This is a genomic window from Stenotrophomonas sp. SrG, from assembly GCF_050031795.1.
Lineage (GTDB): Bacteria > Pseudomonadota > Gammaproteobacteria > Xanthomonadales > Xanthomonadaceae > Stenotrophomonas > Stenotrophomonas rhizophila_A.
In genome coordinates this window covers 1-285 of the sequence record NZ_JBNBBE010000165.1, presented here as the reverse complement: position 1 = coordinate 285, position 285 = coordinate 1, and the positions used below count along the sequence as shown (strand labels likewise).

Genomic DNA, 285 nt, shown 5'->3' with positions numbered 1-285 from the left:
TCGCCGCGCATGACGCACTGTCGCGCGATGCCGCGCGCCGTTCCATCGTGCTGCTCAAGTACGAAGGCAACGTGCTGCCGCTGCGGAAGGAGGGGCAGAAGATCGCCCTGATCGGCCCGGTCGTGCAGGACCGCGACAACATCGAAGGCTGCTGGACGCGGTTCGGCGACAAGTCGCGCTACGTCACCCTGGAAGCCGGCGTGCGCGCTGCGATCCGCGCTGAAAGCCTGCTGGAGATCGGGCCCGGCTGCGACCTGGAAGCGGCCGTGCAGGACGGCATCGAAC

1 protein-coding gene is annotated in these 285 nt (G+C 68.4%); it reads left to right on the top strand.

What is annotated here, in order from left to right; genetic code table 11:
• Positions 1 to 285, top strand: a 285-nt coding sequence (locus tag ACQG3P_RS19380) for a glycoside hydrolase family 3 C-terminal domain-containing protein (RefSeq protein WP_426805950.1), incomplete at both ends; no start/stop codon positions are given.